This window comes from Lentzea sp. NPDC036949 (assembly GCF_055608075.1).
In genome coordinates this window covers 187,920-194,524 of record NZ_JBVJRA010000009.1, presented here as the reverse complement: position 1 = coordinate 194,524, position 6,605 = coordinate 187,920, and the positions used below count along the sequence as shown (strand labels likewise).

Annotated in this window: 6 protein-coding genes; all 6 read right to left on the bottom strand. The window is 70.2% G+C overall.

What is annotated here, in order from left to right; translation table 11 throughout:
• Nucleotides 1-177: 177 nt before the first annotated feature.
• The 6 genes from ACZ7CD_RS25590 to ACZ7CD_RS25565 all read right to left on the bottom strand — a co-directional run bounded on the left by ACZ7CD_RS25590 (nucleotide 178) and on the right by ACZ7CD_RS25565 (nucleotide 6,503).
• Complete coding sequence (locus ACZ7CD_RS25590; RefSeq protein ID WP_470379821.1) at nucleotides 178-1,971, bottom strand: WXG100 family type VII secretion target; 1,794 nt, start codon at nucleotides 1,969-1,971, stop codon at nucleotides 178-180.
• A 48-nt stretch (nucleotides 1,972-2,019) separates the two neighbouring features.
• Nucleotides 2,020-2,532 carry a YbaB/EbfC family nucleoid-associated protein gene (locus ACZ7CD_RS25585; RefSeq protein ID WP_360384769.1) on the bottom strand — a complete coding sequence of 171 codons (513 nt, stop codon included), beginning with the start codon at nucleotides 2,530-2,532 and terminating at the stop codon, nucleotides 2,020-2,022.
• Between the two features lie 41 nt (nucleotides 2,533-2,573).
• Nucleotides 2,574-3,329, bottom strand: a complete 756-nt coding sequence (locus ACZ7CD_RS25580) for an ESX secretion-associated protein EspG (protein ID WP_360384767.1) — start codon at nucleotides 3,327-3,329, stop codon at nucleotides 2,574-2,576.
• Entirely contained in the window at nucleotides 3,326-4,975 is a 1,650-nt protein-coding gene (locus ACZ7CD_RS25575) for a PPE domain-containing protein (protein WP_470379820.1), read from the bottom strand. The genes ACZ7CD_RS25580 and ACZ7CD_RS25575 overlap by 4 nt, the downstream gene beginning before the upstream one ends.
• A gap of 43 nt (nucleotides 4,976-5,018) precedes the next feature.
• Nucleotides 5,019-5,399, bottom strand: coding sequence for a hypothetical protein (locus ACZ7CD_RS25570; protein WP_360384763.1), 381 nt, complete (start codon nucleotides 5,397-5,399; stop codon nucleotides 5,019-5,021).
• A gap of 342 nt (nucleotides 5,400-5,741) precedes the next feature.
• A complete protein-coding gene (locus ACZ7CD_RS25565; RefSeq protein WP_360384761.1) occupies nucleotides 5,742-6,503 on the bottom strand; it encodes an ESX secretion-associated protein EspG in 762 nt (253 codons plus the stop codon).
• Nucleotides 6,504-6,605 lie beyond the last annotated feature (102 nt).

Here is a 6,605-nt window from a genome sequence, read left to right as displayed (position 1 = left end):
GCTGTTGCCGGTGGGACCACCACCCGTACCGGTGCCGGCCGGTGGCGCCGAGGGGGGTGGGTTCGCTCCCGGGTTCGGCGACGGGTTGGGATTGACGTTCCCCTTGGCCATGGGCGGTGCTTCTCCAGTACTGCGTCAGAACAAGGCGGGACCTCGGATCCCGGCTGTTGGCTGGACTTACTCGGTCGGCCGGACGGAACGCTGGAACGTCGGCTGCACCGGCTCCGCCGCCGCACCGCTGGCCTGAGCGTCCACCTCGAAGGCGGCGACCGCGCGCAACGGCTCGTTCGCCACGAGCGGGTTGACGTTCTCGTAGACGGCGGACTCGGCCTCGATGCCCGTGGCGTAGTAGGCCTCACGCGGCTGCGACGGTTCGAGACCGTCGTACGCGTGCGACACCTGCGTGCGCGCGAGCGGTTCATAGGCCGTGGTCTGCTGCAACGGCTCGGACTGCGTGTCCGCGCTCGTGTAGGCCTCACGCGCCTGCATCGGCTGCACGGCCTCGTGCAGCGAGCCGCCCGAGGTCATGCTGACGCCGGACACCATCGTGGAGTCCGAAGCGACGCCACGGGAGAACGCCACAGGAGCCTCCACGGCCTCCGCGCGCTGGAACGCCATCGGGGCCTGGACCGCTTCGGCGCGCTGGAACGCCATGGGCGCTTCGACGGCCTCGCCGCGCTGGAACGCCATGGGCGCCTGCACGGCCTCGGCGCGCTGCATGGGCTGCAACGGCTGAACCGCCTCGGTGCGGTGCACGGCCTGCATCGGCTCGACGGCGTGCATCGCCTCAACGCGCTGCAGGGGCTGCATCGGCTCGGCGTGCTGGAACGGCTGCAACGGCTGCAACGGCTCCGCCTGCATGGCCCGCACGGCGTGAGTCGGCTGCAACGGCTCCGCCTGCATGGCCCGCACGGCGTGAGTCGCCTGGAGCGGTTCCGCCTGCATCGCCCGCACGGCATGGGTCGGCTGCAACTGCTCTGCCTGGTGCACCGCCATGCGGGCCTGCGTCGGCTCGGCGTCGGCGAGGCGCACCGAGTTCTGCAGCGTCGCCGTGGCGGTGCCGGTCGTGCCCGTGGTGGTCTCACCGGTGGTGGCACCCGGAGCCGTGCCGCTGCCACCGCCCTGCTTGTTCTGGAGCGCCTCGTCGATCTTGTCGTTGACGCCGTCCTGGGCCTTGTAGCCCTCGTAGGTGATCTCGGCGGCGTCGGCGGAGTTCTCGAACCGCTCCCAGCCCTTGCTGACCTTCTTCATGATCTCGTCGAGGTCGCCGATGCGCTTCATCTGACGGGCGAGCGCGGCGACGACGCGGGCGACGCGCGAGGCGATGTTGACGCCGAGCGCGACGGCCTTGCCGACGGCGAAGCCGATGAAGATCGGGATCGAGGCGCCGAACGTCGGGATCATCGCGGCGGCGGCGAGGATCGCGCCACCGATCAGCGAACCGATCAGCTGGGCGATCAGGTCGCGCACGATGTCGCGCAGCACCGTGACCAGCATGCCCATGATCGCGGTGATCTTGGCCTTGGTCTCGACGGCGTTGGCCAGGTCGTCGAGCTCCTGGTACATGGAGTCCATGGACGTCTTGAAGCGCTCGGAGGACTGACCGGTCCAGCCGTCGAACGTCGCGAGACCGCTCTTGTGGTCCTCGGCCAGCACGCGCAGCTCGGCGGCACGGGCCTTGGTCGCCTCGACGTTGGCCTGGATCTCCTCCGGGTTGCCCATCAGCTGGTTCAGGGCGTCGCGCAGGAACGACACGTGTTCGATCAGCCAGCCGACGCCGGCACCGATGATGCTGCCCAGCGGGTCGATCGCGAGCATCACCGTGGCGGAGGCGGCGCCGATGGCGTTGAACGTGATGTCCAGGGCCTTTTCGGTCTCGCTCTCGGCGTCCTTGCTGATGCCGTCGATCAGGCTGCCGTAGGCCTCGATGAACAGCGAGCCCTTGAGCTTGTTCTCCTCGGTGATGTTCATCCCGGGAGGAGACGGGAGTGGAGTTTCCGGCGCGGTCATCGCTGTTCCTTACCAGGGCTGGTTGTCGTCGTCATCGTCGTCGTCCGCGCGGCGCCTGCCGCGGACGGGCGGCGGCTGGGGAGCCGCCGCGGGCCGGGACGCCGGCGGTGCCGCAGGGGCCGGTTCCGGGTCGTCGTCGATCTCGTCATAGGTGTCGCCGGTGTCCTCGGCTTCGTCGTCGTCCGGGATGGAGTCCGAGACCATCTGGTAGGCCTCGGTGCCCTCGCCGAGCGGTTTGAAGAGCTCCAGGACCTGCAACGCCGCCTGCTTCTGGGCCTGCCGCGCCGTCTCCAGGATCGCCGCGGTGAGCCGGGCGGCGCCCAGCTCGACCGCGCGGTGCCCGAGCTGCAGGTTCTGCAGGCCTCCGTTCGGGCCCACCGTGACGGTCACCGAGCCGTCCTTGGACGACACGGTGGCGGAGGCGGCCGCGAAGTTCTCCGTGAGGTCCTCCGACTTCTTCTTCAGGTCGGCCAGCTTGGCCTCGTACTCTTCGACCCACTGGGTGGGGTTCGCGGGGTTCACACGGTCCTCCGGCGGCGGCGGTTCAACTGAGACGCGTCAGATCACGCGAGCACAGCGTTGATACGGGTTGCGATGCGGTCGTTGTCGGTCGGCGAGAGGCTCAGCCAGCCGTCCGAGTTGACCATCAGGTAACGGCCCTGGTGGGTGTCGAACCAGTTGATGACGACACCCGACCGCTCCCGGCCGAGGGTGACGCCGAACTGGCCACCCGCGACGCGGTTCGAGGCCAGCTCGTCGAACTGCTTGGCGTCCTGGGCGGACAGACCGGCCTGCCGCAGCGCCTCCTGGTCGTCCACCCCGCCCTCGCCGAACAGGTCGTCCGCGGACTTGGCCCCTTCGGTCTCCTGCAGCGCCACGGCGTCCTGCAGCGACTGGACCCGCACGTTCACCGCCGTGCCCGGACCGGGCACGGCGTCGGGCAGGACCTTGACGATCTCGCGGGCGATGCCGGTCTCCCGGATGCCGAGCAGCCCCACCCGGTCGTCGTCGATGATCGCGAGCGCGGCGCGCTCGCCGTTCGAGACGGCGAGCGCCCGCACCGTGCGGTCGAGTCCGGCCACGGCGTCCACGGACACCCGGTGGTCGTCGAGCAGCCGCAGATGACCTTCGAGGCGCTCGTTGTCGACGAGACCGCGCGAGCGCAGGTCCTCGAGCGTCCTCTCGGTCAGCACACGGCGTTCCTGCTCCGTCGCGCCCTCGCTGGGCACGTCCAGCGGGTAGGGCACGCTGCCGAGGTCCAGCGCGTGCCACAGGACGTCGAACTCGCGCGGCGTGAGCAGGAACTCAGGCGTGATCACGCGGGCTCTGCCCCCTTCGGCTTCTTGACCTTCGCGGCACCGATCACCGACGGGGGCAGGTTCTCACCGGGGACCTCGAACAGGTCGCCGCCCATGATGAAGCTGGCGGAGCGGTGTTCCTTGTCCTCTTCGCCCCTGCCGCCGCCGCCCGGAGCGCCACCCATCGGCGCGCCCGCACCCATGCCGGCACCGGCCGCCGCGGCGCCACCGGGACCCATGCCCATCGGCATGCCGCCGCGGGCCGCGTTCTGGACACCCGCCGCGCCACCGGACTGCATCGCGCCACCGGCGCCCGCGGTACCACCCGCGCCACCGCCGAACGCACCGCCGCCGGCGCCACCACCGCCACCCGCGCCCATCTGCGGGGTGTACGGCATCGGGCCGCCCTTCATGCCACCGCCGCCACCGGCTCCGCCGCCACCGCCGGCTCCACCGCCCGCACCGCCGGGGCCGTTGTAGCCGGGCGCGGTGGGCGTGTACGCCGCGGGACCCTTGGGGTTCTGCGGCGTGTAGCCGGGGTTCTGCGGGGTGTAGTTCGGGTTCGCGATGTCCCTGCCGACCACCGGGGTCCTGGGGATGTTCTGGTTCTGGCCGCCGCCGGGCCTGGCGGTGCCGGTGCCGCCGAGCTGCGGCGTGTAGCCCGGCGCGGTCGGGGTGTAGCTGCCGCCGCCACCACCGCTGCCGCTCGGGTACGTGTTGCCGGAGTTGCCACCCAGCTGCGGGGTGTAGCCCGGCGCGGTCGGCGTGTACGCCGCCGAGGTGTTGGTGCTCGTGTTGCCGGGGTTGTAGCCGGGCATCTGCGGCGTGTAGTTCGCGCCGGCGCCACCGCCACCGCCGTTTCCGGCACCGGTGTAGCCGGGCGCGGTCGGCGTGTAGGCCGCCGCGGCGGGCTGGGTCCCGGTCGTGGTGCCGGCTCCGGTTCCGGCACCCGCGGGGGACGGGGGAGCGGCCACACCGGCACCGCTCTGCGCGTGCGTCGCCGTGAGAGCGTCCGCGTTGCCGTTGAGCGTGGGCACGTCTCCCATGCGCCGCACCGCCATCACCGGCTGCTCGACCTGGCCGGTGTTCGGGTTGAACGGCGGCTTGAAGGTCGGGGTCGTCGAGTCGATCTGACGGGAGTTGTTCTCCATGTCCGTCATCACGGTGACGGCCTGCTCGTGCGCCGCGCGCGAGGCGGCGTTGGCCAGCGCGATGTCCGCTGAGGCCAGCACGAACGCGGGCGTGCCCGGCTGCGACAGCGCGGCCGCCGCCTTGTTCCAGTCGAACTGGACGGGCTGGGGCATCTGCGCGCGGGCGTTCTCCATGACGCGGCCCTGGTCCGCGACCTTGGCGCCGACCTCGACCGCGGTGCGAGCGGTCTCGTCGACCCAGTCCCCGAGCTTCTTCATCGCGGCTCGGGCGGCCTCGGCGGCGTCACCGGTCCACCCGGACTCCGACGCCGCGATGACCGAGTTGATGGTGCGCGACGCCTCGGTCAGCTCGGTGCCGTACTTGCCCCAGTCGGAGCTGATCTGGCCGGCTTGACCGGGGTCGTTGTTGTTGTGCACCGCGGCGTACAGCTCTTGGTGCGAACGAGACGCCCAGTTCTGCGGGTCCGTGAGGACCGGGACGTTCTCGATGTCGCTCGGGACGGTCTCGGGGGGCATGACCGGCTCGCCTCTCACGTCGTTGGGTCAACTGGCCACAAGATCAGCTGTTGCCCATGTGCTTCTTCAGTTCGGCCTGCTGGTCCTCGTCGAGGCGGGTGAAGTTCTCGATCGCCTCGACGATCGAGTTCTTCGTCTGCTCGAGAACCGTGCGGTACGCGGTCATGACGCTGACGAACGAGTACTGCTCGCCGTCCGCGCGGTGGGTGAACTTGTCGCGCATCTTGTCGCCGACCGGGTTCGCTCCGAGCGGAGCCGGGCGGGCGATGCTGCTGGTCGCGCGTTCGATCCAGGAGTCGACCTGGTCTATCTGGGCCTGGAACTGCTTGCGGAGCTCCTCACCCGCTGCCGGGTCGAGCTGAACCTGCCCCGAGGAGACGGTCTCGCCGAGCGGGACAGCCTCTTTGTCACCGACGATGTACATGCGGGCAGTATCGGGGGTCTTTTCGCACATCGCGCGTTCCGTTCCAGGCCTGTCCCAATTGAGACTTGTCCGCGCAAAGCGTTGCAGTGGAGGGAAACCGCCGGCTCCAGATGAACGGACTGTAACAAGCATGTCGTTTCCGCAGGTTGTGGAAGCGCTCTCGGGACGTTGCCCGCTCGGGCTTTCGATCTCCGTCCACGCCATCGGATCTGCCCTCGACAGGGCCGGTGTGACCGAAGTCACAGTGGTCTGAATGTGTGATTTAGGGCTGTCTTGAGGTTAGCGGAACGCGGGCGTTCCCGTGGAAGCCCGACTTGCCCGATCCGATCAGGCCGCGGCCGGTCACGTCAGCACGGAGTCGATCCGCATGGCGATCCGGTCGTTGTCGGTGGGGGACAGGCTGAGCCACCCGTCGGAGCGGACCATGAGGTAGCGGCCCTGGTGGGTGTCGAACCAGTTGATCACCACGTCGGCGCGGTGCCGGCCGTGCGTCACGCCGAACTGGCCGCCTGCCACGCGGTTCGCCGCGAGCTCGTCCATCTGGCGCGCGTCCTGCGCTGACAACCCCGCCCTGAGCAGTGCCTGGCGGTCGTCGAGTTCGTCGTCCGCCGCACCCCACGGGTCCTCGGACTCCTCGTCCTGCTCGGCTTCCTGCAGCGCCACGGCCTGCTGCAACGTCTCCAGCCGCACCGACAGCGCGCTGCCGGGTCCGGCAACGCCGTGGGGCAGGACCCGCACGATCTCGCGGGCCAGCGCGGTGGGCCTGATCTCGGACAGGCCGACGGCGTCACCGTCGATCACGGCCAGCACGCCCTCGTTGCCGTCGGAGGCGGCCAGCGCCCGCACGGTCCGGTCGAGCCCGGCGACGGCGTCCACGGACACGTCGTGCTCGCCGAGCAGGCGCATCAGGTCCTCGAGCCGCGCGTCATCGGCGAGCCCGCGCCTCCGCAGGTCCGCGATCGTCCGTTCCTGCAACGCTGTGAGCTCGCTCGCGGTAGCTCCTTCGCTGGGCACGTCGAGCGGGTACGGCATTCTGCCGAGCCGCAGCGTCTGCCACAGCACCTCGAACTCGCGGGTCGACAGCAAGTACTCGGGCGTGATCACGAGTGCTCGGAACCTTTCTGCTCTGCCTGCGTTGCGCGCAGTATCGAGCAGGAACGCGTCGGGCGTTCATCATTGTGGGGTTGCGTACCCGGTTGAGACGGA

Coding starts and splice junctions, on each gene's coding strand:
- ACZ7CD_RS25590 (WP_470379821.1), bottom strand. CDS start 1,971: ATGAACATCACCGAGGAGAACAAGCTCAAGGGCTCGCTGTTCATCGAG.
- ACZ7CD_RS25575 (WP_470379820.1), bottom strand. CDS start 4,975: ATGCCCCCCGAGACCGTCCCGAGCGACATCGAGAACGTCCCGGTCCTC.
- ACZ7CD_RS25570 (WP_360384763.1), bottom strand. CDS start 5,399: ATGTACATCGTCGGTGACAAAGAGGCTGTCCCGCTCGGCGAGACCGTC.